The organism is Pseudomonas sp. 20P_3.2_Bac5, from assembly GCF_025466035.1.
Lineage (GTDB): Bacteria > Pseudomonadota > Gammaproteobacteria > Pseudomonadales > Pseudomonadaceae > Aquipseudomonas.
On the sequence record NZ_JANLOA010000082.1, the window covers coordinates 61,682 to 87,021 of the forward strand.

At 62.6% G+C, this 25,340-nt stretch carries 21 protein-coding genes, 1 tRNA gene and 1 pseudogene; 9 read left to right on the forward strand and 14 right to left on the reverse strand.

The features are described from left to right. Window positions 1–65: 65 nt before the first annotated feature. From NTD88_RS14860 to NTD88_RS14875, 4 genes are all read right to left on the reverse strand, one after another. Entirely contained in the window at window positions 66–317 is a 252-nt protein-coding gene (locus tag NTD88_RS14860; protein ID WP_095157941.1) for a DUF1653 domain-containing protein, read from the reverse strand. Window positions 318–394: 77 nt separating this feature from the next. Next, entirely contained in the window at window positions 395–1,570 is a 1,176-nt protein-coding gene (gene fadA, locus NTD88_RS14865) for an acetyl-CoA C-acyltransferase FadA (protein WP_095157943.1), read from the reverse strand. Between the two features lie 31 nt (window positions 1,571–1,601). Then, window positions 1,602–3,749 (reverse strand): fatty acid oxidation complex subunit alpha FadB, encoded by a 2,148-nt coding sequence (fadB, locus tag NTD88_RS14870; protein ID WP_262154747.1) that lies wholly within the window; start codon window positions 3,747–3,749, stop codon window positions 1,602–1,604. 502 nt (window positions 3,750–4,251) lie between these two features. Then, complete coding sequence (locus NTD88_RS14875; protein WP_262154748.1) at window positions 4,252–4,689, reverse strand: hypothetical protein; 438 nt, start codon at window positions 4,687–4,689, stop codon at window positions 4,252–4,254. 109 nt (window positions 4,690–4,798) lie between these two features. On the opposite strand from NTD88_RS14875, the gene NTD88_RS14880 reads away from it, so the two are divergent. Next, window positions 4,799–5,242, forward strand: coding sequence for a universal stress protein (locus NTD88_RS14880; protein WP_095157951.1), 444 nt, complete (start codon window positions 4,799–4,801; stop codon window positions 5,240–5,242). Window positions 5,243–5,284: 42 nt separating this feature from the next. Here the strand turns inward: NTD88_RS14880 and NTD88_RS14885 are convergent, their stop codons facing one another. After that, window positions 5,285–7,204: an ATP-binding cassette domain-containing protein gene (locus NTD88_RS14885; RefSeq protein ID WP_095157952.1), complete on the reverse strand. Its 1,920-nt coding sequence runs from the start codon at window positions 7,202–7,204 to the stop codon at window positions 5,285–5,287. 205 nt (window positions 7,205–7,409) lie between these two features. Here NTD88_RS14885 and NTD88_RS14890 point away from each other — a divergent pair, with 205 nt between their 5' ends. Next, window positions 7,410–9,335 carry a transglycosylase SLT domain-containing protein gene (locus NTD88_RS14890; RefSeq protein WP_410017281.1) on the forward strand — a complete coding sequence of 642 codons (1,926 nt, stop codon included), beginning with the start codon at window positions 7,410–7,412 and terminating at the stop codon, window positions 9,333–9,335. A 96-nt stretch (window positions 9,336–9,431) separates the two neighbouring features. Here NTD88_RS14890 and NTD88_RS14895 read toward each other — a convergent pair whose 3' ends face one another. Together NTD88_RS14895 and NTD88_RS14900 are read right to left on the reverse strand one after the other, a co-directional pair. Beyond that, on the reverse strand, window positions 9,432–10,235 hold the full coding sequence (locus NTD88_RS14895; RefSeq protein WP_262154749.1) for an MOSC domain-containing protein: 804 nt from the start codon (window positions 10,233–10,235) through the stop codon (window positions 9,432–9,434). A 73-nt stretch (window positions 10,236–10,308) separates the two neighbouring features. After that, window positions 10,309–11,244 (reverse strand): chemotaxis protein CheV, encoded by a 936-nt coding sequence (locus tag NTD88_RS14900; protein ID WP_095157957.1) that lies wholly within the window; start codon window positions 11,242–11,244, stop codon window positions 10,309–10,311. Between the two features lie 384 nt (window positions 11,245–11,628). Between NTD88_RS14900 and NTD88_RS14905 the strand changes: the two genes are divergently transcribed. The 3 genes from NTD88_RS14905 to NTD88_RS14915 all read left to right on the forward strand — a co-directional run bounded on the left by NTD88_RS14905 (window position 11,629) and on the right by NTD88_RS14915 (window position 14,124). Beyond that, a complete protein-coding gene (locus NTD88_RS14905; protein WP_262154750.1) occupies window positions 11,629–12,066 on the forward strand; it encodes a histidine kinase in 438 nt (145 codons plus the stop codon). Window positions 12,067–12,568: 502 nt separating this feature from the next. Next, window positions 12,569–13,474 (forward strand): sensor histidine kinase, encoded by a 906-nt coding sequence (locus tag NTD88_RS14910; RefSeq protein WP_256587814.1) that lies wholly within the window; start codon window positions 12,569–12,571, stop codon window positions 13,472–13,474. Next, window positions 13,471–14,124, forward strand: coding sequence for a response regulator (locus NTD88_RS14915; protein WP_095157960.1), 654 nt, complete (start codon window positions 13,471–13,473; stop codon window positions 14,122–14,124). The genes NTD88_RS14910 and NTD88_RS14915 overlap by 4 nt, the downstream gene beginning before the upstream one ends. Here NTD88_RS14915 and yegS read toward each other — a convergent pair. Further along, the gene (gene yegS / locus NTD88_RS14920) at window positions 14,108–15,007 is read right to left on the reverse strand and encodes a lipid kinase YegS (protein ID WP_262154751.1); all 900 of its coding nucleotides are present in this window, start codon (window positions 15,005–15,007) and stop codon (window positions 14,108–14,110) included. The genes NTD88_RS14915 and yegS overlap by 17 nt on opposite strands. A 304-nt stretch (window positions 15,008–15,311) precedes the next feature. Between yegS and NTD88_RS14925 the strand changes: the two genes are divergently transcribed. Next, the gene (locus tag NTD88_RS14925; RefSeq protein WP_262154752.1) at window positions 15,312–16,550 is read left to right on the forward strand and encodes a glycosyltransferase family 4 protein; all 1,239 of its coding nucleotides are present in this window, start codon (window positions 15,312–15,314) and stop codon (window positions 16,548–16,550) included. Window positions 16,551–16,645: 95 nt separating this feature from the next. Here the strand turns inward: NTD88_RS14925 and glp are convergent, their stop codons facing one another. Further along, complete coding sequence (gene glp, locus NTD88_RS14930; protein ID WP_262154753.1) at window positions 16,646–17,872, reverse strand: gephyrin-like molybdotransferase Glp; 1,227 nt, start codon at window positions 17,870–17,872, stop codon at window positions 16,646–16,648. Then, window positions 17,856–18,395, reverse strand: a complete 540-nt coding sequence (gene moaB, locus NTD88_RS14935; protein WP_095157968.1) for a molybdenum cofactor biosynthesis protein B — start codon at window positions 18,393–18,395, stop codon at window positions 17,856–17,858. Before moaB ends, glp begins: the two co-directional genes overlap by 17 nt. Before the next feature lie 194 nt (window positions 18,396–18,589). On the opposite strand from moaB, the gene NTD88_RS14940 reads away from it, so the two are divergent. From NTD88_RS14940 to NTD88_RS14950, 3 genes are all read left to right on the forward strand, one after another. Then, complete coding sequence (locus NTD88_RS14940) at window positions 18,590–18,811, forward strand: YgdI/YgdR family lipoprotein (RefSeq protein WP_095157970.1); 222 nt, start codon at window positions 18,590–18,592, stop codon at window positions 18,809–18,811. A 140-nt stretch (window positions 18,812–18,951) separates the two neighbouring features. Next, window positions 18,952–19,028 (forward strand) — tRNA-Pro (locus NTD88_RS14945). 136 nt (window positions 19,029–19,164) lie between these two features. Next, window positions 19,165–19,533 (forward strand): glycine zipper domain-containing protein, encoded by a 369-nt coding sequence (locus tag NTD88_RS14950; RefSeq protein WP_262154754.1) that lies wholly within the window; start codon window positions 19,165–19,167, stop codon window positions 19,531–19,533. 122 nt (window positions 19,534–19,655) lie between these two features. On the opposite strand, the gene NTD88_RS14955 is transcribed toward NTD88_RS14950, so the two are convergent. From NTD88_RS14955 to NTD88_RS14965, 4 genes and pseudogenes are all read right to left on the reverse strand, one after another. Continuing rightward, complete coding sequence (locus NTD88_RS14955; RefSeq protein ID WP_262154755.1) at window positions 19,656–21,239, reverse strand: malate:quinone oxidoreductase; 1,584 nt, start codon at window positions 21,237–21,239, stop codon at window positions 19,656–19,658. Between the two features lie 384 nt (window positions 21,240–21,623). Next, complete coding sequence (locus tag NTD88_RS29255) at window positions 21,624–22,391, reverse strand: methyl-accepting chemotaxis protein (protein WP_410017282.1); 768 nt, start codon at window positions 22,389–22,391, stop codon at window positions 21,624–21,626. A 165-nt stretch (window positions 22,392–22,556) separates the two neighbouring features. Then, window positions 22,557–23,249: pseudogene (locus tag NTD88_RS29260) on the reverse strand (methyl-accepting chemotaxis protein); the annotation flags it as partial. A 215-nt stretch (window positions 23,250–23,464) separates the two neighbouring features. Continuing rightward, window positions 23,465–25,225: an ABC transporter transmembrane domain-containing protein gene (locus NTD88_RS14965; protein ID WP_262154759.1), complete on the reverse strand. Its 1,761-nt coding sequence runs from the start codon at window positions 25,223–25,225 to the stop codon at window positions 23,465–23,467. Window positions 25,226–25,340 lie beyond the last annotated feature (115 nt).

The following is a 25,340-nucleotide window of genomic DNA, read 5'->3' on the forward strand; positions in this document are numbered from 1 at the left end:
ACGGCAGGTACCTGACGCGGCACCGCTATATATAGTGGCTATAGAATGAGGTCAAGCGCGGGAGTTCAGCCGCCTGCACCATCCGGACGGGAAAACAGTGTCGTTTCCGCCTCAATCAAAGCAAAGCGTGGCACCTGCTCGCCGTCAACTTCGACCGACTCGAGAAACATCGAAAGAGGCCTGACCCAAAGACCGAATTCGCCGTACAGGGCTTGGTAAAACACCACCCACTCCTCGGTCTCGGAATGCTGTGCAACGCTGAAGACACGGTACTCAGGCCCCTTGTAGTGCCGGTATACGCCTGGTTGTATCTGCATGCCGCTGGCCCTCTTGAAAAAAAATTCCGAAAAAACAAAAACCGGGGCACCAGGCCCCGGTTTGGTCAACCACGCGATCAGACGCGCTCGAAGACCGTGGTGATACCCTGGCCGAGGCCGACGCACATGGTCGACACGCCGAAGGTACCGCCGTTCTGCTTCATGACGTTGAGCAGAGTGCCGGAAATCCGTGCACCCGAGCAACCGAACGGATGGCCCAAAGCAATCGCGCCGCCGTGCAGGTTAACCTTCTCGTCCATCTTGTCGAGCACTTTCAGATCCTTCAGCACCGGCAGGGCCTGTGCAGCGAAGGCTTCGTTGAGCTCGAAGAAGTCGATGTCGGCAATGCTCAGACCCGCGCGCTTGAGCGCTTTCTGGGTCGCCGGCACCGGGCCGTAACCCATGATCGCCGGGTCGACACCCGCCACCGCCATCGAGCGGATCACCGCCAGCGGCTGGATGCCCAGGTCCTGGGCACGCTGGGCCGACATCACGATCATGCACGAAGCGCCATCGGTGATCTGCGAGGAAGTACCCGCCGTCACGGTGCCGCCTTTCGGGTTGAACGCAGGGCGCAGTGCAGCCAGGCTTTCCAGGGTGGTGTCCGGACGAATGGTTTCATCGTAGTCGAAGACCTTGAGGAAGCCATTCTCGTCGTAACCCTGCATCGGGATGATCTCGTCCTTGAACTTGCCTTCCACGGTCGCCTTGTGGGCGAGCTGGTGGGAGCGCAGACCGAACAGATCCTGCTGTTCACGGCTGATGCCGTGCATTTTGCCGAGCATCTCGGCGGTCAGGCCCATCATGCCCGACGCCTTGGCGGCGTACAGCGACATGTGCGGGTTCGGATCGACGCCGTGCATCATGCTGACGTGACCCATGTGCTCGACACCACCGACGACGAACACATCACCGTTGCCGGTCATGATCGCCTGAGCGGCGGTGTGCAGCGCGCTCATGGACGAGCCGCACAGGCGGCTGACGGTCTGGCCCGCAGCAGTGTGCGGGATCTGGGTCATCAGCGACGCCATGCGCGCGATGTTCCAGCCCTGCTCCAGGGTCTGGTTCACACAGCCCCAGATCACGTCCTCGACTTCAGCCGGGTCGACCTTGCTGTTGCGCTCCAGGACCTTGCTGATCAGGTGCGCGGACATGTCTTCGGCGCGGGTATTGCGGTGCATGCCACCCTTGGAGCGGCCCATCGGTGTGCGACCGAAGTCGACAATCACCACGTCTCTTGGATTCAGGCTCATATATTTTCTCTCGCTCTATACCGTTGGGCGCTTAACCGAAGAAGCTCTGACCATTCTTGGCCATTTCACGCAGCTTCGCGGTGGGGTGGTACAGCGGACCCAGATCGGCGTACTTGTCTGCCAGGGCAACGAATTCGGCCACACCGATCGAATCGATGTAACGCAGCGCGCCGCCACGGAAGGGAGGGAAACCAATGCCGTAAACCAGGCCCATGTCGGCCTCGGCCGCGGTTTCGACGATGCCGTCTTCCAGGCAGCGCACGGTCTCCAGGCACAGCGGGACCATCATCCAGTTGATGATGTCTTCATCAGTGACTTCGCGTTGTTCGAAAATGATCGGCTTGAGCACTTCGAGGACCGAGGCGTCAGCGACTTTCTTCGGCTTGCCGCGCTTGTCGGTTTCGTAGGAGTAGAAGCCCTTGCCGTTCTTCTGGCCCAGGCGGTTGGCTTCGTACAGCGCATCGACAGCCGAACGACGATCATCCTTCATGCGGTCCGGGAAGCCCTCGGCCATTACGTCGCGACCGTGGTGGCCGGTGTCGATGCCGACCACGTCCATCAGGTACGCCGGGCCCATCGGCCAGCCGAATTTTTCCATGACTTTGTCGATGCGGACGAAGTCCACACCAGCGCTGACCAGCTTGGCGAAACCGCCGAAGTACGGGAACAGCACGCGGTTGACCAGGAAGCCCGGGCAGTCGTTGACGACGATCGGGTTCTTGCCCATTTTCTTGGCGTAGGCCACGGTGGTGGCGACGGCCACTTCACTGGACTTCTCGCCACGGATGACTTCGACCAGCGGCATCATGTGCACCGGGTTGAAGAAGTGCATGCCGACAAAGTTTTCCGGACGCTTGAGCGCCTTGGCCAGCAGGTTGATGGAGATGGTCGAAGTGTTCGAGGCGAGAATCGCATCGTCCTTGACCTGGCCTTCGACCTCGGCCAGAACGGCCTGCTTGACTTTCGGGTTTTCGACCACGGCTTCAACGACGATGTCGACGTTGGCGAAATCGCCGTAGGACAGGGTCGGACGAATCGCGTTCAGCGCCTCGGCCATTTTGGCCGGGGTCAGGCGACCCTTCTCGACGCGCTTGCCGAGCAGCTTGGAGGCCTCGTTCAGGCCCAGCTGGATGGCTTCCTCGCGGATATCCTTCATCAGGATCGGCGTGCCCTTGACCGCGGATTGGTAGGCGATACCGCCACCCATGATGCCGGCGCCGAGTACGGCGGCCTGCTTCACGTCATGGGCGATTTCGTCGTGGGCCTTGGCTTTGCGCTTGAGTTCCTGGTCGTTCAGGAACAGGCCGATCAGGCTTTCGGCAACCGAAGTCTTGGCCAGTTTGGCGAAGCCGGCGGCCTCGACTTCCAGCGCCTTGTCCCGACCGAAGTTGGCGGCTTTCTGGATGGTCTTGATCGCTTCGACCGGCGCTGGGTAGTTCGGGCCGGCCTGGCCAGCAACGAAGCCCTTGGCGGTTTCGAAGGCCATCATCTGCTCGATGGCGTTGAGCTTGAGTTTTTCCAGCTTCGGCTGACGCTTGGCCTTGTGGTCGAACTCGCCGCTGATGGCGCGCTTGATCAGGTCCAGAGCTGCTTCAGCCAGCTTCTCGGGGGCGACAACAGCATCGACAGCGCCAACTTTCAGCGCATCTTCAGCACGGTTTTCCTTGCCCGATGCGATCCACTCGACCGCGTTGTCGGCGCCGATCAGGCGCGGCAGGCGAACGGTACCGCCGAAGCCCGGGTAGATACCCAGTTTGACTTCCGGCAGGCCGATCTTGGCGCTGCTGGACATGACCCGGAAGTCGGCCGCGAGGCACATTTCCAGGCCGCCGCCCAAGGCGATGCCGTTGATGGCAACGACAGTCGGCACGCCGAGGTCTTCAAAGTCGCTGAAAATGCGGTTGGCTTCCAGGTTGCCGGCAACCAGCTCGGCCTCGGGCAGCTTGAAGTTATCGACAAACTCGGTGATGTCCGCGCCGACGATGAAGACGTCTTTGCCACTGCTGACAATCACGCCTTTGATCGATGCGTCGGCCTTGATGGTGTCCACCGCCTGACGCAGTTCGTTCAGGGTAAGACGGTTGAATTTGTTGACGGACTCACCCTTGAGGTCGAACTTCAGTTCGACGATGCCGCTTTCAAGAGCCTTAACCGTGATGGCTTTACCTTCGTAAATCATCAACTGATCTCCACGATATGGAAGCTGAACTGTACACGCTGATCGCTGTGACGACGGTCGACCGGCTCATGGCCGTTGGATGTCGATCCGTTGTCCCAGACATACCCGTCAGCGCGATAGTCGGGATTCTGTACGAGCTTTCTGACGATACAAACGCTCAATTCATACGCCCGTTTGATTCGGGTGTGCACACAGTTACCGAAATGGTCGGCTTTGTCAAACCCCCATGAGCGCTGGACAAACGCGACTTTCCGGTCATTTCTGGTTGAGACTTGAGCAACTCGCCATGACGGTGATCCACCATCATTCACGTAAGCGATTAGACGTTGCGCGCGGCAAATGGATCCGGCGCATAAACAGCGTGGAGGAGAAAAAAGAAGGGCGTTTTACCGGGCACGAAAATAAATCGCGCACTACACTGCGAGCTACTGAAGCACTTCCCGGCCTGCCTGGCCTTTTTTTTCGATGCATGCAGCCCGCCCGGGAAACCTGGCGGGCTTTTTCATGCGAGGGTTTTCAACGCCTCAGCAACATCCTGCAACACCGAGGCATCCTCACGCTCACCCCAGCAGAGGGCGACCATCTGCGCAGTGGCCTCGACTTTATAGACACTCGCCGGCAACCGCTTGAGCTGTTCCAGCACCCGCTCATCGGCGCAGGGCTCGCGCCACTGGTTGAGCCAGATGCCCGGCGTGGTTTGCCAATAACACCAGACATCGCTGCTGCCACGGCGTCGGGCCTGATGGTATTGCGCACAGGTGCCCGGTGGTTCTTCCGGCAGCCAGTGCGGCCAGGTCTGCGGTGCAAGCTGCATCGCCAGCCCCATGCGTCGAGCCTCCAGGCGCAGCGCCATACGCCCGCTCATGCGCCGCGAAGGCAACAGCCAGGCCAGCGGACTGAGGATCAGCGCGAGGATTGACACTACTACCCAGACCGTCATATCTGTTATTCCTATCAAGACTTTGCAAATGAGCTGGTTAGCCGCACTGGATGCGATCAGCCTGAAACGGACCATACTTTAACTATCGCGATTGTCAGGAGAGCCTCTCATGCCCTACGAACACATACTGGTCGCCGTCGACCTGACCGAAGAATGCGACCCGGTCATCAAACGCGCCCGCGAGCTGGCAACCCCGGGCAATGCCAAAGTGTCGCTGGTACATATCGTCGAGCCGATGGCCATGGCGTTTGGTGGCGACGTGCCGATGGACCTGTCGCAACTGCAACAGCAGCAGTTCGACCAGGCCAAGGAGCGCCTGGAGCGTCTGTTCAACAAATACCCGGAAATCAATCGCGGCGATTCGCACCTGACCTATGGCCAGCCACGCCAGGAGATCCACCAGCTGGCCAAGGAGCAGAAATGCGACCTGATCGTGGTCGGCAGCCATGGCCGCCACGGCCTGGCCCTGCTGCTCGGCTCCACCGCCAATGACGTGCTGCACGGCGCGCCGTGCGATGTGCTGGCGGTCCGCCTGCAGAAGAAAGCCGAGTAACGCAAAAAGGCCCGGAGCTTTCGCTCCGGGCCCCTTCCCGCCTCAACCGTCCAGTTCGGCCCAGCGCTCGACCAGCACGTCCAGCTCTGCCTGCATCCGCTCGAGGTCAGCCAGCACCTTGCTGGTGTGCTCGCTGGACTTCTGATAGAAGCCCGCATCGGAAATCTGCAGTTGGATCGCGGCGATCTTCTGTTCAACCGCCTCAATCTGGCCCGGCAGGGCTTCCAGCTCGCGCTGGAACTTGTAGCTGAGCTTTTTCTTGGTATCCGCAGCCGCTGCAACCGGCGCAGCCTCGGCCACAGGCGCGGTGACCACCGCGGTGTTCAGCTCGGACTTGCCGGACTTGCTCTCGCTGACGCCCAGCAGACGCGGCGAACCGCCCTGACGGATCCAGTCCTGATAGCCGCCGACATACTCGCGTACCTTGCCCTCGCCCTCGAACACCAGGGTGCTGGTCACCACGTTGTCGAGGAATGCCCGGTCGTGGCTGACCATCAGCACGGTGCCCTTGTAGCCCGCCAGTACTTCTTCCAGCAGCTCCAGGGTTTCCACGTCGAGGTCGTTGGTCGGTTCGTCGAGTACCAGCAGGTTGGCCGGCTTGCTGAACAGCTTGGCCAGCAGCAACCGCGCACGCTCGCCCCCGGACAGCGCCTTGACCGGCGTGCGCGCACGCTGCGGGCTGAACAGGAAGTCACCCAGGTAGCTCAGGACATGGCGGCTCTGGCCGTCGATATCGATGAAGTCACGACCTTCGGCAAGGTTGTCGATAACGGTCTTTTCCAGCTCCAGCTGATTGCGCAACTGGTCGAAGTAAGCCACTTCCAGACGCGTACCCGAATCGACCTTGCCGGCGGTCGGCTCCAGGTCACCCAGCATCAGCTTGAGCAGCGTGGTCTTGCCGGTACCGTTGGCACCCAGCAGGCCAATACGGTCCTCGCGCTGCAGGACCATCGAGAAATCCTTGACCAGGGTCGGGCCGCCGGGGTGAGCGAAGCTGACGTTTTCCAGCACCATCACCTGCTTGCCGGACTTCTCCGCAGACTCGATCAGGATATTGGCCTTGCCCTGGCGTTCGCGACGTTCGCTGCGCTCGACCCGCAGCGCCTTCAGCGCACGCACGCGGCCTTCGTTACGGGTACGCCGGGCCTTGATGCCCTGGCGGATCCAGACTTCTTCCTGGGCCAGGCGCTTGTCGAACAGCGCGTTGGCGGTTTCCTCGGCGGCCAGTGCGGCCTCCTTGTGCACCAGGAAGCTGGCGTAGTCGCCGTTCCAGTCGATCAGGCCGCCACGGTCCAGTTCAAGAATGCGCGTGGCCAGGTTCTGCAGGAAGGAACGGTCGTGGGTGATGAACAGCACCGCGCCGCCGAAACCGCTGAGGGCATCTTCCAGCCAGGCGATGGCACCGATGTCCAGGTGGTTGGTCGGCTCGTCGAGGAGCAGCAGGTCCGGCTCGCACACCAGCGCCTGCGCCAGCAGTACGCGGCGGCGCCAGCCACCGGACAGCTCGGCCAGGGTCTTGTCGGCCGGCAACTGCAGGCGGCTCAGGGTGCTGTCCACCAGTTGCTGCAAGCGCCAGCCGTCGCGGGCTTCCAGGTCCTGCTGGACGTGCATGAGTTTTTCCAGATCGGCATCGGTATGGATGTTCTGGCTCAGGTGGTGGTACTCGGCGAGCAATGCGCCGACGCCAGCCAGGCCTTCGGCAACCACGTCGAATACGGTACGGTCGTCGGCTACCGGCAATTCTTGCGGCAGCTCACCGATTTTCAGCCCTGGCGCACGCCAGATTTCGCCGTCATCGGCCTTTTGGTCGCCCTTGACCAGGCGCATCATGCTCGATTTGCCGGTGCCGTTGCGGCCGATGATGCAGACCCGCTCACCACGGGCGATCTGCCAGGACACCTTGTCCAGTAAGGGCATGGTGCCAAAAGCGAGGGACACATCGCTGAATTTGAGCAGGGTCATGTTGTTCTCCAGAAAGCGGGCGCGCATTCTACCTGACTTGACCGGGCAACACAGTACACATGGCCGTCCGCCAGCCCGCAGCGCGTTACATCCGGATGCAAGCACAATGCTTTCATCCGGCGCGGGCAAACGGCTAAGCTTAAGCCCGTGAACCCACAGTGCTGGCGACGCCGACACTCGTTTTGGTCAACTGTCTGGAAGTATCATGCGCCGCCTGCTCAACATCGTTTCCTGCCTGCTCCTCTCGGCCTCCGTGGCCGGTGCCGTGCAGGCTGCCGACCTCGCCCAACAACGCCAGATGTACGACGAAGCCAAGCGCGCGCTGGCCAAGGGCGATACCGGGCCCTACCGACGTTACGCCGCCGCCCTGCAGGACTATCCGCTGGAGCCGTACCTGGCCTACGACGAGCTGACCGCGCGACTCAAGACCTCCAGCAATGCCGAGATCGAGAGCTTCCTGGCCAAGAATGGCGACCTGCCCCAGGCCAACTGGATGAAGTTGCGCTGGTTGCGCTGGCTCGCCGAGCGCGGCGAGTGGCAGACCTTCATCAAGTACTACGATCCCAAACTCAATTTCACCGAACTGGACTGCCTCAACGGCCAATACCAGTTGGGCCACGGCCTGCGCGCCGAAGGCTTCGCCACCGCAGAAAAACTCTGGCTGGTAGGCAAGTCGCAACCGGCCGCCTGTGACGTACTGTTCGACCAGTGGGCCGCCCAGGGCCAACTGACCGAAGCCAAGCGCTGGCAGCGCACCAAGCTGGCAGCCCAGGCGCGCAACTACGCGCTGGCCACCAATCTGGTGAAGACCCTGCCGACCCTCGGCGAACAAGGCCGCCTGCTGATCGATGTCGCGCAGAAGCCGGAACTGCTCAATCAGCCGTCGCGCTTCGTGCCGGTCAACGAAGCGATGTCCGATGTGGTCAGCCTCGGCTTGCGCCGCCTGGCCCGTCAGGACCCGGACCGGGCCATGGCGCTGCTGGACGACTACGCCACCCGCATGCATTTCTCCAGCGACGAAAAAGTCGCCATCGCCCGCGAAATCGGCCTGACCCTGGCCCGCCGCTACGACCCGCGCGGCCTCGACCTGATGACCCGCTACGACCCGCAACTGCGCGACAACACCGTCAGCGAATGGCGCCTGCGCCTGCTGCTGCGCCTGGGTCGCTGGGAAGATGCCTACGAACTGACCAAGCGCCTGCCGCAGGATCTGGCCACCACCAACCGCTGGCGCTACTGGCAGGCCCGCAGCCTGGAGCTGGCCCAGCCGCGGAACCCGCAAATCCCGTTGCTGTACAAGACCGTGGCGCGCGAGCGTGACTTCTATGGTTTCCTCGCCGCCGACCGCGCACAAACGCCGTACCAGTTGAACAACAAGCCGCTGGTGATCAGCCAGCAACTGATGAACAAGGTGCGCAATACCCCGGGCGTGCGCCGGGCGCTGGAATTCCATGAGCGGGGGCAGATCGTTGACGGTCGCCGCGAGTGGTACCACGTCAGCCGTCACTTCAACCGCGACGAAATGGTCGCCCAGGCGCGCATCGCCTATGAACTGCGCTGGTACTTCCCAGCCATTCGCACCATCAGCCAGGCACAATATTGGGATGACCTGGATATCCGCTTCCCGATGGCCCACCGCGACACGCTGGTACGCGAAGCCAAGGTGCGCGGCCTGCATTCGAGCTGGGTATTCGCCATCACCCGTCAGGAAAGTGCGTTCATGGACGACGCCCGCTCCAGCGTCGGCGCCAGCGGCCTGATGCAACTGATGCCGGCAACCGCCAAGGAAACCGCACGCAAGTTCAGCATTCCGCTGGCTTCGCCGGCCCAAGTACTCAACCCGGACAAGAACATCCAGCTCGGCGCGGCGTACCTGAGCCAGGTCCATGGTCAGTTCAACGGCAACCGGGTGCTCGCCTCGGCGGCGTATAACGCCGGCCCCGGCCGCGTGCGTCAGTGGCTACGCGGCGCGGACCACCTGAGTTTCGACGTCTGGGTCGAATCGATCCCATTCGACGAAACCCGCCAGTACGTGCAGAACGTGCTGTCTTATGCGGTGATCTACGGGCAGAAGCTCAATTCGCCGCAGCCGCTGGTGGATTGGCATGAGCGATATTTCGACGACCAGTGATTGGGCGCGGGGCCCGCTTTAGCGGGCCTTCGCGAGCAAGCTCGCGCCTACAATGCCCCTGTAGGAGCGAGCTTGCTCGCGAATGGGCCCAAGCTTTTACTCCAGCACCTCAATCGCCATCCCCACCTCAAGCACACCCTCGCCATCGGCCACCAGGTTCTGGCCGAACATGGCCTCCCCTTCTTTCTGCCGATAATTCATCAGCGTGGCAAACGGCTCGCGGTCCGGGCTGCGTTCGCCGGTGGCCGGGTCGATGGTGGTGAGGATGCAGCGCCCGCACGGTTTGACCACGCGGAAAGTCTGCTGGCCAATACGAATACGTTTCCAGCCGTCCTCGGCGAATGGTTCGCTGCCCTCGATAACCAGATTCGGACGAAAACGCATCATTTCCATGGGGCGACCGACCCGCTGTGTCAGGTCATCAAGCGACGCCTGACCAATCAGCAGCAGCGGGAAACCGTCGGCGAAGGCCACGCGGTCACTGTTTTCGCCATAGCCAGAAGGCAAGTAGCGTGTGCGCTTTTCAGGCACATGCACCAGGCGCACCGCACGCCCCATAAAGGCGCTCAGCCACTCCGCCGCCACATCGCCGGCATCCGGAACCTGGAGGGTATCGCGCCAGATGGTGACGCCACGCAGCGCATCGTCCGGGCTCGGCACCGCGACATGCAGCGTTGGCTGGCCCGGTGCATTGAGCAGCAGTCCGCCGTCAGCCGCATACAGCGCCGACAACTGGCTCATCTGTGGGAAAGCGCGTTGGGTCAGAAAACGGTTGTTGCCAGCATCCACCAGCATCCAGCGACGATCACCCGCCAGGCCCAGCAGCCCGGCGGGCGACTGCTGCAGCGCTTCGCCCTGCGCGGATTTGACCGGGTAACGATAAAGCGCACTCAAACGCATGAGCCGATGCTCCCTGACGAAAAAGCGCAGCTTACACCCGATGCCCGGCAATGGCTGCCGGGCAGGCGTGGGGTCAGACGGTGGCTTCGTCAAGCATCAGGCGCTGGCGAACCACATCCACCAGGCGGTCAGGCTGGAATTTGGAGAGGAAGTTGTCGCAACCGACCTTCTTCACCATGGATTCGTTGAAGCTGCCGGACAGCGAGGTGTGCAGTACCACGTACAGTGCGCGCAGACGCGGATCGTTGCGGATCTCCGTGGTCAGGCGATAGCCGTCCATTTCCGGCATTTCGGCGTCGGTGAAGATCATCAGCAGTTTTTCACAGACATCCTCGCCAGCATCCGCCCAGCCCTTGAGCATTTTCAGGGCCTTGAGGCCATCGCTGGCCACGTGCAACTTCACGCCCAACTGGGAGAGGGTTTCACGCAATTGCGCCAGGGCCACAGTGGAGTCGTCCACCAGCAGCACTTCGCGGCCATAGGCGCGGCGCAGGACCGGATCGTCGAGCTTTTCCCGGGAAACCTTGGCGTTGTACGGCACGATTTCCGCCAGCACCTTTTCTACGTCGATGATTTCCACCAACTGCTCGTCGACCTTGCTGATGGCGGTGAGGTAATGCTGACGCCCCGCGCTGGTTGGCGGCGGCAGGATGGCTTCCCAGTTCATGTTGACGATGCGGTCGACGCCACCGACGAGGAAGGCCTGCACCGAGCGGTTGTACTCGGTGACGATGATGGTGCTGTTCGGACCCGGTTCCAGGGGACGCATACCAATGGCTTGCGACAGGTCGATAACCGGCAGGGTCTGGCCGCGCAGGTTGACCACGCCGCAGACGTAGGTGTGGCGCTGGGGCATCAGGGTCAGCTTGGGCAACTGCAGGACTTCCTGCACCTTGAAGACGTTGATCGCGAACAACTGCCGCCCCGCGAGGCGAAACATGAGGATTTCCAGGCGGTTCTCGCCTACCAGCTGTGTCCTTTGGTCTACCGAGTCGAGAATGCCAGCCATTGAATCCCCCAGGCTTGTTGCAAAAGGTAAATATGCATCGGCCTTATATCGGCCGCTTATGCGACAGCTTGACCCTATGAAGAAAATGCTGCGTGAAGCGTTGATATCACTTTAGCATCATGCTTTACTGCACTCACAGTCTTTCCTGCCATCCCGCTCCGCAACGGGGCCACACCTTAAATTCCTCATCAGGGAAACCCCTACCATCAATCGGGAGGGACCTGATGTTCGTGAAATCAGTTAGCCATTAATGTGACGCCATTCTCAATGCATGAATGGAGTCGGGCCCTTGTTCGCTATCACTTCGCTGTGGCCAGCCTCTGTCCCTGACCTGTCACCCGTCTGCTTCCAGGCCTGTTGCCTATGCCAGCCAGGAGCCGACTGATGCTGAACGACTCACCGGATATGAGCCCGCTACACGATTTCCTGGATGACGCCCACGCACTCTTGAGCCGCGCCCACGACTGCTTGCAACATTTCCAGTTGATTGGCGAGGATGCGGATGCCAGTGATTGCCTGATCAGCACCCTCCGCACCCTTATGGAAAAAGCCGGGCCTCGGGAGCAGGTGCAGATCGCCGATTTCTGCGAGCAACTGATTGCCCTGCTGGAACCGGGCCATCCCCGTAACCCGCTGCGCGGGCCGGCGCTGGGTATCCTTGAAGCATGCCTGAGCCTGCTGGCCTGGCAGATCGAATTGATCGATCCGTTTACCGGCTCACTGAATCTGGACAGTGAAGAACAACAGGAGTTGCTCACACATCTGGACAAGGCACTCGATCCTGCGCGGACGCCGTGCAATCAATCCGTCGAAAACGTCTGATCAGCTCGCGCGCTGCATCCCAGAGCCTTCAGCAGCGCATGGAAAGATGATCGAAGACAAACAAACGACAACTAAGCTCACACGAAAAACTTGTCCGGCATACAGCATGCTAGTGTTTTGCGTGCACTAACGTGCAACTAAGTACAGCCGTCTAAAACAACTCTGCCGATTTGGAAAAAGTACATCCGACTTTTTAATGAACGTTTAAGTTCGCCAGTCGTAGTGGCAAAGTGCTAGAATCCGCGCCAGGCGGAACGCCCGTACCAGCCCGCAAAACCTGACTATTCAGACCAATTATCGGTCCGCGACCATTCGACCCCGAAGTGATACCATGCGCCGCTCCGAGCCGGTTGCCGACTGTTGCCACTGCTGGAACATGGCGCTTTCAGCGCACTAAAAAAGTGCCTGACCGCCCGTTGCAACATGATGATAAAAGTTGTTGAAGGCCCCTCTAAAAAGCCTTTCAATCAACCCCGAACTGGCTTTGAAAAGTGATACTCCAGTGGCTTCATTTTCCGTGCACTCAAGCCTCAAGACCTTCACCCGGCACCCACGCGGCACGGCCCTGTTGCAGCGTGCGATAGCACTGACTTGCCTGGCTTCGCTGGCGGTTGCCCTGGCCTGCTACTTCAGCGCCACGCCACTGCCCCCGATCCTGCTGGTGCTACAGGCCATCACCCTGCTGGGCGTGCTCGTCACGATACGCAAACCCAAAGACGTGATCGTCATGACCCCGCAGGAGCTGGCCGACCGCCTGCTCAAGGTGCAGGAAAGCGAGCGGCTGCGCCTGAGCCGCGAACTGCACGACGACATCGGCCAACTGCTGACCGCCGCCAAGCTGCAGGCCGAATGGCTGCAACGGCGCCTGCCGGAAACCCTGCAGGATTCGTGCGCCGCCTTGCGCGATACCCTTGACGAAACCCTTTCCCACGCCCGCAGCCTGGCCACCAGCCTCGCTCCGCGCCAGCTCAACAGCCTCGGCCTGGAAGCCAGCCTGCGCACGCACCTCTCGCGCACGCTGGACAACACCGACGTGCGTTGGAGCCTCGAATGCAAAAGCCGCCTGGACGGCCTCCCGGAAGAGATGGTCATGGCCGCCTTCCGTATCACGCAGGAAGCGATAACCAACGTTTTGCGCCATGCCCGGGCGCGAAACCTGATCGTGCAGTTTCAGCGCAAGCCGGAAGGCCTGTCGCTATCGATCAGTGACGATGGCCAGGGTTTCCTGCCCTCTTCCCACCCCGGCGAGGAAGGCCAGTGCGGAATGGCCGGCATGGCCGAACGCGCGCACCTGCTCAATGGCAGCCTGACGGTCCACAGCGAGCCTGGCAAAGGCTCGCGGATCGACGCGCTCCTTCCCTGGGCACCCCGCTCGCGCGAGCGCGCCAACTCAAGTAAGACTTCATGACTTGTAAATTGCTGCTGGTTGACGACCATTCCCTGATCCGTGCCGGCGTCCGCGCCCTGGTATCCGATATTCCCGGCTACACCGTCGTGGGCGAAGCCAGCGATGGCAGCCAACTGGTCGACCTGATCCACGAACTGGACCCGGACATCGTCCTGCTCGACCTGTCGATGCGCGCCATCGGCGGCCTTGAGGCCCTCAGCCACCTGCAGGCCGAAGGCAGCCGCTGCAAGGTGCTGATCCTGTCGATGCACACCGACCCGGACCTGATCATGCAGGCGCTGGAAACCGGCGCCCATGGCTACCTGCTCAAGGACACCACCGCCACCGAGCTGGAACAGGCCCTCGCTGCCCTGAGCAATGACGAGCGCTACCTCAGCCCGGCCATCGCCCACACCGTGATCAACCAGGCGCTGCTGCGCACGCAGAAGGTGGAACCGGCGGAGAACCACAACCTCACCGCTCGCCAACTGGAAATCCTGCGCCTGATCGTGCGCGGCAAGTCCACCCGGGAGATCGCCAACGGCCTCGGCCTGAGCGTCAAGACCGTGGAAACCCACCGTTCTCAGATCATGAAGCGCCTGCAGATCTACGACGTGGCCGGCCTCGTGCTGTTCGCCGTGCGCGAGCAGATCATCAGCCTCGACGACTGAGCAGCGGCGACCCTGCCGGCATGTGCACCCGCAACGCGCCGGGCAGCACCCGGAAGCGCAGGCTTTCGCCTTGCAGCGGTTCGCCATCGAGGTTGATATCCAACCCTTGCGAGCCCTTGACCTCGACCCACGGCAGCCGGGCGCGGATGAACATGCTGTCCAGCCCCAGGCCGCCGCTGAGCAGGTCGCGCAGGGTGCCGACCACCTCCTGCGGCGCCGGCAGGATGCTGATGTCCAGCAGCCCGTCATCCACCAGCGCCTCCGGGCACAGCTCATGGCCACCGCCGGCCTGGCGGCCATTACCGATGCCCAACGCCAGCAACTCGCCCTGCCAATGGAAATCCGGCCCTTGCAGGCTGACGGAGGCGGCGCTCAATTCGCTGAAACGCGACAGACCGGTGAACAGATAGGCCGCGGCGCCGAGAACCTTTTTCAGGTCCTCCGAGGTGTTGGCGGTCACCTGGCTGCCAAAGCCACCGGTGCCCATATTGAGAAACACCTCACCGCCGACCTCACCCAGATCGATCGACGTCGCCTCGCCCTCCAGCAACGCCAGCGCTGCCTGTGGCTCCAGCGGAATGCCGGCGGCGCGAGCGAAATCGTTGGCGGTACCCAGCGGCAACAGCACCAGGCTGGCATCGCAGTCGGCATCGGCCATGGCGTGCACCACATCCCGCAGCGTGCCGTCGCCACCACCCGCGATCAGTTGCGGATAACCGGCCGCCAGCGCTTCATGCACCAGCCGCTGGGCATCTCCGCCCTCCCAGGTCAGGCGCACATCCAGCTGCCAACCGCGCTCGCGCATGCCCTGCACTGCGGCGCGGACGTCTTCGTTCATCGCCTGCTTGCCATGCAGAATCAGCAGCGCTTTACGTTCGCTCATCGATAGACCCCTTCTCGGCCGGACATTCAACTCCCTATCTCGACCACAACCGACAGGCAGTTGCTGCACATCGCACACGTAAAGTTCTGCAATCTTACGAATGACATTTGAAAGATCCCCCAAGCACGACCATGCTTCGACAAATAATTGGCTAAATTCACCAAGCCAATCAGACAAGTCACTTAATTGACGAAAGATGATCCGTGATGCCCGCAGCGTCGTCACGTCGGAGCCAGCACCGAGCTGACGCCGCGGGCGTTTTCGTTCCACCCGCCCAAGCCCCTCCGGCAAGCGAGGAAGTGTCATGCGCGTACTCTGGACACTGCCCTACCTCCCCTGGCCCACCACCAGTGGCAGCAAGACCCGCCAGTTCAATCTGTTGCGCGGCCTGGCGCAGCGAGGTCATCGCATCACTGTGCTGACCCAGTCCAGGGTGCCCCTGACCGAGCCGGCGCGACAGGCGCTGATGCCGCTGGTGGAACGCCTGATCGTACTGCCGCGCCGTCCTTTGCACAGCCCGCTCAATCTGCTGGCGGCGCTCAATGTCAGCTACCCGATGCGCACCAGCATCAATGGCCTCGCTCCACACCTGCGTCACCGCTTCGAAGCGCTACTGCAGGAGCATTGGGACGTGATCCAGATCGAGCACAGCTACAGCTTCCAGCCGTTCGAACGGGCACTGCAGGCCAGCGGCCTGCCGTTCATCGTCAGCGAACATCAGGTCGAATGGCGCAAGGGCGCCGCCTGCCAGGACCGCCTGCCGCTATGGCTGCGCCCGTTCAACAGCTTCGACGGCTGGCGCTACCGCCATTGGGAAACCCGCGTACTGAAGCAGGCCAGCGAAGTGGTAGCAGTGAGCCCCTACGATGCCCGGCAGATCAGCGAAATGACCGGCCGGCCGACGCAGGTGGTGGTGAACGGCGTCGATTGCGACCACTACCAGGACATCCGCTTCTGCCCGCGCAGCCAGCGCCTGTTGTTCGTCGGCAACTTCGAGCATTGCGCCAACCAGGAAGCCATCGAATGGGCGCTGGACGAGATCCTGCCGCAAGTCTGGCAAAGCAACCCGGCGGTACGCCTCGCCATCGCCGGCCATGCGCTGCCGGATCACTGGAAACTGCGCTGGGACGACCCGCGCATCGAGTGGGTCGGCTACCTGCCGGACCTGCGCGAACTGCAAAAACACTCAGCGATCTTCTTCGCCCCGCTGCGCCAGAGTGGCGGCTGCAAGATCAAGCTGCTCGAAGCCATGGCCGCAGGACTGCCAGTGGTGACCACCCGCGAGGGCGTTTCGGGGCTGCAGGTGCGCAGTGGCGAGCATTACCTGGGTGGTGATGCGGGAGACGACCTGGCCCTGACCATCACGCAACTGCTCAACCAGCCCCAGCGGATGCAGCAGTTGTCCGAGGCAGGACGAGTGTTTGTTCGCGAGCGGCATGACTGGAGCGTGGCGGCGGCGCAACTGGAAGGGGTGCATGCGCGGCTGGCCAGTCGGCCGGTGGCGGTGGGGGATGTGGTGGGCGGGATGATGCCGTTGACCTGAAATGGGGTGGCGACACCGCATCGCGAGCAAGCTCGCTCCTACAGGCTGGAGCGAGCTTGCTCGCGATAAGACCACCGAACCGTCGCGATGCGACCTCAGCCAAGCAACTCACTCAGCGGAATGAACTGCACGATATCCCCCTGCATCGGCGTCGTGCCTTCCAGCACTTCCACCAGCCCCTCGGCCCAGGCGGCGCTGCGCAGCACGCCGGAGCTCTGGTTGCGGTAGATCAGCGCCTTGCCCTGCTCCAGGCGAGCACGCAGGTATTCGCGGCGATTGCCAGACTTCGGCCAGTCGAAGCCAGCCGGCACGGCGAACTGCAATGGTTTGACCTCCTGCACGCCCTGACGGCGCAGCAGATAAGGCCGGGTCAGCAAACCGAAAGTAACCAGCGTCGAAGCCGGATTGCCAGGCAGGCCGATCACCGGCACGCCGTTGTACTGGCCAACCGTCAGAGGCTTGCCGGGCTTGATCGCCAGCTTCCACAACGCGAGTTCCCCCGCCTCGCGCAGGGCGACACCCAGGTAATCGGCCTCCCCCACGGAAACACCGCCAGTGGACAGGATCAGGTCAACATCACCGAGCCCTCCCAGGCATTGCCGGGTCTGTTCCAGATCGTCCGGGAGGATTCCGGCATCCACCACTTCGCAGCCCAAACGCTGCAACCAACTGCATAGCAGGCGGCGGTTGCTGTTGTAGATCTGTCCCGGACCCAGCGGCTGACCCGGCTCGACCAGCTCATCCCCGGTAGACAACACCGCAACCCGCACCCGCCGCACCACCGTGACTCGGCCATAGCCGAGGGTGGCCGCGAGGCCCAACTCGATCGGGCCAAGACGGGTTCCGGCCACCAGCACCAACTCGCCGGCGCGGGTTTCCTGGCCTTGCGGGCGAATGTTCTGGCCCACGCTCAAGGCTTCGTTGAAGCGCACGCGCTGGTCATCCAGCACGTCGGCATTTTCCTGCATCTCGACGCAGTCGGCACCGGCCGGCACCGGCGCTCCGGTGAAGATTCGCGCGCACGTGCCAGGTTGCAGCGGCTCGGGCGATTGCCCGGCGAAGATCCGCTGGCTGACCGGCAGCGGCTCGCCCTGCCAGTCGCTCACGCGCAGGGCGTAGCCATCCATGGCGCTGTTCGGCCAGGGCGGCAGGTCGAGGGTGGCGTGCAGGTCATTGGCCAACACCCGACCCTCGGCATCCGCAAGGGTGACGTCTTCGACTTCAGTGATCGGCGCCGCCTCGGCCAGCGCCAGCAGGCGTTCGAGCGCCGCCTCGACCGGCAGCAGCGGCTTGGCCGCCGGCAACTCAGCCACGGCTTTCACAGGGCGCGGCCTGCTTCAGGTGCGGAACGAAGTTGCACGGGCGATGGCGGTTGTCCAGTTGCTCGGCGAGGATGCCGTCCCAACCGGTGCGTACCGCATTGGTCGAACCCGGCAGGCAGCACACCAACGTGCCATTGGCCAACCCGGCCAAGGCGCGGGACTGCACGGTGGAGGTGCCGATATCGGCCAACGAAATCTGCCGGAACAGCTCGCCGAAGCCATCGACCTGCTTGTCCAGCAAACAGGTGACCGCCTCGGGGGTGCTGTCGCGACCGGTGAAACCGGTGCCGCCGGTGATCAGCACGACCTGCACCACCTCTTCGGCGATCCAGGTGGCGACCTGGGCGCGGATCTTGTACAGGTCGTCCTTGAGCAGTACCCGCTCAGCGAGGTTGTGACCGGCCTCGGTGAGGCGATCGACGAAGACCTGGCCGGAGGTGTCGGTTTCCAGCGTGCGCGTGTCGCTGACGGTCAACACGGCGATATTGAGTGGCACGAAGGGGGCGTCTGCCTTGGCTTTCATGGCATTGGGTCCGTTGAAGAATGGGAATGGGCGGTGTTATATCACAGGGAAAGAGGCCCCGCGCAGCCTAGCCGACCGGGTATTGCGCCCGGTCAATGACGCGATTAACCGCTACGCTAATGATCGCAAGGAACTTGCTGTAACCGTATGCGTCTGAAGAACAATACCCGGCCTTCACCTATTGGAGATTCACCATGATTCAACGGACCCTTCCCGCTTTCCTGCTCGCCCTCGGTATTGGCGCCCTCGCCGGTTGCGCTTCGCCGACCGTGATTACCCTCAACGATGGCCGTGAGATTCAAGCCGTCGACACCCCGAGCTTCGACGAAGATTCCGGCTTCTACGAATTCGAACAACTGGACGGCAAGCGCACCCGCGTCAACAAGGACCAGATCCGCACCGTCAAAGAACTCTAAAAGCAGCCACACGTTTCAAGCCCCAAGCTGCAAGAGAAGACCGCGTCCCATCCCGCGCTTTCTTGCGGCTTGAAGCTTCCAGCGCGAAGCGGCTCCGCGGGGCTTGTAGATGGAAATATTTTGAGTAAAATTTTCCTCATCGGAGTGTAGCGCAGCCAGGTAGCGCGTCTCGTTCGGGACGAGAAGGCCGCAGGTTCGAATCCTGTCTCTCCGACCAGATCGCTCATCGTCCAAGCCCGCTTCTCGCGGGCTTTTTCGTGTACGCCCCCGTTTTTTCCTGGAGTGGTCCGGCAAGCCCGGAGTGCTTCATTTCGCGTGCCTGATCGCACGCTTTTTCCTTGAGGTTGTTTTTCATGCGCAAGACTTTTGTCGCCGTCACTCTGGGCCTGCTGTTCGCACAAGGCGCCGTCGCCGGCGATGGCACTGCTGCACTGGGCGGTGGCCTGGGCGGTGCACTGGGTAATGTGGTCGGCCAGCAGATCGGTGGCAGCACTGGCGCGGCGATCGGTGCCGGTGTCGGCGGCGCGGCGGGTGGTGCCGTAGCGGCGAAGAAAGGCAACAAGACCAAGGCAGCGGTCGGTGGTGGCCTGGGTTCGGCAGGTGGTTCGTTGCTGGGCAACAAGCTCGGTGGCAGCACCGGTGCGACGATTGGCGCCGGCTTGGGCGGAGCCGCGGGTGGTGCACTGGGCAATCACCTGGGGGACAAGAAGAAAAAGCATTGATGGTGGGGTGAGCCAGTCGGGTTGGAGTTGACTGGTCTGCCATCAATCGCGAGCAAGCTCGCTCCTACGGGGATATGCAAATTCTGTAGGAGCGAGCTTGCTCGCGAAGCGGTCCAACTGCCTTACTGGGCAGCCGCCACTTCTTCCGGCAACACCGGCATGAAGGTCAGGCCCAGACGCGAGCTGGTCCACTCACGGGTCTGGTTGGTCAGCTCAAGGTTGTTGTTGAGCTTCTGGCCGTAGGTCGGAACGATCTTCTTCAGACCGGCCTGCCACTCAGGCGTCTTGATGCGGTCCTTGAAGGTTTTTTCCAGCACGCTGAGCATGATCGGCGCGGCGGTGGAAGCACCTGGCGAAGCACCCAGCAGCGCGGCGATGGTGCCGTCTTCAGACGCAACGATCTCGGTACCGAACTGCAGAATGCCGCCGTGCACCGGATCTTTCTTGATCACCTGTACGCGCTGGCCGGCCTGCAGCAATTTCCAGTCTTCGTTCTTCGCCTGCGGGAAGTACTCGCGCAGCGCCGCCATGCGGTCGTCGAAGCTCAGCATCAACTGGCCCATCAGGTAGGTGCTCAGGTCGATGTTGTCGATACCGGCATGGGTCATCGGCATGATGTTGTGGCTGGTCAGGGCCGCGAACATGTCCAGCAGCGAACCGTTTTTCAGGAACTTGGTGGAGAAGGTCGCGAACGGGCCGAACAGCAGGACTTCCTTGCCATCGATGACGCGGGTGTCCAGGTGCGGAACCGACATCGGCGGCGCGCCGACCGAAGCCTTGCCGTACAGCTTGGCCTTGTGGCGAGCGACGATGTCCTGGTTGTCAGTCATCAGGAACTGGCCACCCACCGGGAAGCCGGCATAGCCTTCGGCTTCAGGAATGCCGGACTTCTGCAGCAGCTTCAGCGCGCCACCACCGGCACCGATGAAGACGAACTTGGCCTTGACGCTGGACTCGACGCCCTTGTTGCCAAGGTCGGCAACGACCACGGTCCAGGTGTTGTCGGCATTGCGCTTGATGTCGCGGACTTCGTGGCGCACGTGCAGCTTGACGTTCTCGCTCTTGGTCAGCGAGCCCACCAACTGGCGGGTGATTTCGCCGAAGTTCACGTCAGTACCGATCGGCATGCGAGTCGCGGCGATCTTCTGGTCGGCGGCGCGGCCTTCCATCACGATCGGCACCCACTTGGCGATCTGGGCGTGGTCTTCGGAGAACTCCATGCCGCGGAACAGCGAGCTGTGCTGCAGGGCTTCATGGCGCTTCTTGAGGAACTCGACGTTCTTGTCGCCCCAGACGAAGCTCATGTGCGGCACGCTGTTGATGAACGAAGTCGGGTTGCGCAGCACGTCCTGCTCGACCTGATAGGCCCAGAACTGCTTGGAGATTTCGAACTGTTCGTTGATCGCCACGGCCTTGCTGATGTCGATCTTGCCGTCGGCGCCTTCGCTGGTGTAGTTCAGCTCGCAGAACGCGGAGTGGCCGGTACCGGCGTTGTTCCAGGCGTTGGAGCTTTCTTCGGCGACCTGATCCATGCGCTCATAGATGTTGATCGACCACTGGGGTTCGAGTTCGTGGAGGTAGGTCCCGAGGCTGGCACTCATGATGCCGCCGCCGATCAGCAGCACATCGACAGTCTTTTCCGGTTCACTGGGCTTGGAACAACCAATGACGCTCAGGCACAGGAGCGCCAAAAGGATTTTTTTCATATTTCAATCCAATTGAAGTGAAGTGATTGGCCTGACCGCCGCACCCGGGTGCACGCCCTGGTTTTATGGTTTTGCTCACACGATGCCGAACATGCACAAGGCCCGGACGGTTGCGCCGGACCCAACACGGGCGAATGGCTGGGGTATCGGAGAAGCGGGGAGCGGTCTTTTGCCGTGGCTGCCGCGGCAGCCTCTGGTCTAAACACGGGACATGGCCCGCGCTGTCCGGCCTAAAGCAGGAAGCGGGCCAACTTCAGCTCGACCAACGGCTAATAGGCGAGGCGTGTGGTCGCACCCCATATTTGCCGGTTTTCATGGCGGGATCCCGCCAGGCTTGCTGCCTGTTTAGTCAGCAAGTGGCGGATTTCCCCCAGGCTTAAACGTTCAAGCGGACAAACGCGCGGTGACTGCACCCAGTTGCCCGGAGAGTTCATGCAGGCGATGGCCGGCGCGTTCGGTACGTTGCACGGCGCCCTGGTTGTCGGTGGCGATACGGGTGATTTCCACCAGATTGCGGGAAATATCCTCGGCAACGCTGGTCTGTTCCTCGGCGGCGGTAGCGATCTGCCGGTTCATGTCGCGGATCTCCTCCACCGCCAGGGTGATGCGTTTCAACATGTCGCCCGCGCGCTGAACCTGCTCGGCCCCCTCCTCGCTCTGCGCCTGGCCCGCCTCGATCGCCTTGACCGCCTCCACCGCGCCGGACTGCACCGCACTGATGATCTGGTTGATCTCGGCAATGGATGACGCTGTGCGCTGCGCGAGGTTGCGCACTTCATCGGCAACCACGGCGAAACCACGCCCGGCCTCGCCGGCCCGCGCCGCTTCGATAGCCGCGTTGAGCGCCAGCAGGTTGGTCTGCTCGGCGATGCCGCGGATCACTTCCAGCACCTTGCCGATCCGTCCGCTGTCCTGCTCCAGGTGCCGGATCACCCCGGCAGTACCGGCGATTTCCCGGTTGACCCGGGAAATGGTGTCGATGGTCGCCTGCATCACCTGCTCGCCGGCCTGGGCGCTGTGGTCGGCATCATCCGCCGCCCGTGCCGCTTCTGCGGCATGGCGGGCGACTTCCTGGGCAGTGGCGGACATCTCGTGCATCGCCGTGGCGACCTGGTCGGTGCGCTGGAACTGGTCGTCGGTCCCGCGGGCCATGCCGCCCGCCAGGGTGCGCAGGTCGCCGCTGGCACTTTCCAGCTCACCGGCGTTGTCCTGCAGGCGGCCAACGGTGTCGGCGAGGAAGTCACGCAGGGTGTTGGCCGCCACCGCCAGCCGGCCCAGTTCGTCCTGGCGATCGCTGGCAACGCGGGCATCGAAACGGCCCTGGCTGAGATGAGCGACGTATTCGATCAGGCGCCGGATCGGCTCGATCAAGCTGCGGTTGACCAGCCACAGGCTGAACAGCCCAATCGCCAGCGCCGACAGCAACATGATCGACAGGCCCAGCCAGACGGTGCGCTGCGCCTGCTCGCTGAGTTCCCCGGCCTGCGCCGTGGACGCGGCGCGCAACTGGCTGACCAGTGCGCTCATCTGCTCGCTGGCCGCACGGTCCACGCCCTTGACCGCCAAGTCCCCCGCCGCCGGATCAGCCCCCGCCGCAAGAAACGCCTCGCGGCCGCGGGCATAGGCCTCGCCCAACTGCCGGTGACTGTCTTTCAACTGCACGAGGCTGTTGTGCAACGGCGCATGGCCAGCGTTCTCCCGCACCAGTTGGCCGAGGATATCCTGCACCTGGCGCTCCTGCGCCTGGAACTGCTGCCAGTATTTGTCCAGGTCCGCCGGCTGCTTGCCGCGCAGCAGCACGTTCTTCCACTCCTGGACCTGGATCTTGAATTGCAGGTTGGCTTCATCGATCTGCTGCGACGCCCGCAACGGACCACTGACCAGTTGGCTGTAGCCATCCACACTGGCGGACAGCAGACGGAAACAGACCAGGGCAATCAGCAGCATCGCCAACAGGCTGCCGGCAAGCAGGGCGAGGATTTGCATTCTCAGGGAGGTACGCAGAGGCATCGGCGGGATCTCGGAACAAAGGATGGAAACGGCGGCAACGGCCGAGCAAAGACATCCATGTCCTCGAATCACAGGCAAAAAAAAGCTGCCATCAGGGGACGGCAGCGAAACTGCATCGAGCACTTACGCAACAGTTGAAATCGATACTCTCAGGGGATTGCTACAGAAATGTGACAGCCGATACAAATCCTGTCACATATCTGTAAAAAACCGGTTCAGGGGCCGAACTGCAATTCCGCCAACCGCGCATACAGCGGGCTTTCGGCGATCAACTGCAGGTGCGTCCCCACCGCCACCACCTTGCCCTGATCGATCACCGCGATGCGATCGGCATGCTGCACCGTGGCCAGGCGGTGGGCGATCACCAGCGTCGTGCGCCCGGCCATCAAGGTCGGCAGGGCTTGCTGGATCAGGTACTCGCTCTGCGCATCGAGGGCGCTGGTGGCCTCATCCAGCAACAGGATCGGCGCATCCACCAGCAAGGCCCGGGCAATCGCCAGGCGCTGGCGCTGACCGCCGGAAAGGCCGAGGCCGGCGTCGCCGAGGTGGGTCTGGTAGCCGTTGGGCAATTGCAGGATGAATTCGTGAGCATGCGCGCTGCGGGCGGCGGCTTCGACCTCGGCGAAACTGGCGTCGGCGCGGCCGTAGCGGATGTTGTCCTCGACACTGCCGAAGAACAGCGCCGGGTTCTGCGCCACCAGGGCGAAATGCCGGCGCAGCTCCTGCGGATCGACCCGGGTCAGCGGCTGGCCGTCGAGCAGAATCTGCCCTTGTTGTGGATCGTAGAAACGCAGCAGCAGGTCGAACAGCGTCGACTTGCCCGCGCCGGACGGCCCCACCAGCGCCAGGGTCTGGCCCGGCTCGACGGTCAGGTCAAGGCCATCAATCGCAGGTCGCGAGGCCCGCGACGGGTAGGCAAAGCGCACCACCTGCAACTCCAGCCGGCCGCTCACCCGTGGCGGCAGACGCATGCCACCGTCCTGCGGCGCGACAATCTCGCTGCGCGCGGCAAGCAACTCGGCAATACGCTCGGCGGCGCCCGCGGCGCGCTGCAACTCCCCGATCACTTCACTGACGGTGCCGAAGGCGCTGCCGACGATCAGGCTGTAGAAGACAAAAGCGGCCAACTCGCCACCGGAGATACGCCCAGCGATCACATCCATCCCGCCGACCCAGAGCATCACCCCCACCGCACCCAGCACCAGCACAATCACCAGAGTGATCAGCCAGGCGCGCTGGACGATACGTTTGCGCGCCGTGGCGAACGCCGCCTCCACCGTTTCACCGAAACGCTGGCGATCCCGTGGCTGGTGGTTGTAGGCCTGCACCGTCTTGATCTGGCCGAGGGTTTCGGCGACGTAGCTGCCGACATCGGCGATGCGGTCCTGGCTCTCCCGGGACAACGAGCGCACCCGGCGGCCGAAGATCAGGATCGGCGCCACCACCAACGGTAGCGCCAGCACCACGATGCTGGTCAGCTTGGGGTTGGTGACGAACAGCAGCACGATGCCGCCCAGGACCATCAGCATGTTGCGCAGGAACAACGACAGCGACGAGCCGATCACCGACTGCAGCAGCGTGGTATCGGCGGTCAGCCGCGACTGGATTTCGGAACTGCGGTTGTGCTCGAAAAAGCCGGGATGCAGGCCAATCAGGTGATCGAACACCTGTTGGCGAATATCGGCCACCACCCGCTCGCCAATCCACGACACCAGGTAGAAACGGGCGAACGTCCCCACCGCCAGGGCCAGCACCAAGGCCATGAACAGCGCGATGGACTGCCCGAGCAGGTCGGCCGAGCGGGTCACGAAACCCTGGTCCACCAACAGGCGGATGCCCTGGCCCATGGACAAGGTGATGCCCGCTGTCACCACCAGCGCCAGCAAGGCGAGCAACGACTGTTTGCGGTACGGGCGAACGAAACGCCAGGCCAGTTGCAGGGCCTGGCGCTGACGCGAGGAAAGCGGATTGAACATGAGGGCTGCCGTCTGTCGGATCTGCCGTGCAGCCTACACCCGGGAGGCGCATTGCCGCCATTGAGCGCGGGGGTTTACAACGCAGGGGCGCAGGCCATAGACCGGATCGGTCTAA